The organism is Enterobacter sichuanensis (genome assembly GCF_002939185.1).
GTDB lineage: Bacteria > Pseudomonadota > Gammaproteobacteria > Enterobacterales > Enterobacteriaceae > Enterobacter > Enterobacter sichuanensis.
Genome location: NZ_POVL01000195.1, coordinates 1 through 239, shown reverse-complemented (window position 1 = coordinate 239; position 239 = coordinate 1). Strand labels below are relative to the sequence as shown.

General features: G+C 51.0%; 1 pseudogene. It reads right to left on the bottom strand.

The window, feature by feature from the left end:
* A pseudogene (locus tag C5687_RS24490) lies at positions 1–239 on the bottom strand (integrase); the annotation flags it as partial.

Here is a 239-nt window from a genome sequence, read left to right as displayed (position 1 = left end):
CTAACTGCGCCTGAACGTCATACAGCGTTCCACCATGGGAAACGATGAGCGCCGCAACCGAATGGCGGCAGGTATGAATACACACTTCTTTGTCGAAAATTCCCGCCCGTCGCACGATACGCTGAAAGGCTTTGACCGGATTGTTCAGCGGCATTCCTTGTTTTTTACCGATAAACAACCACGGATTTCCACGCTGTGTTGGCAGCGTTCTGATTACGTCCATCGCCAGTGAGTTAAGA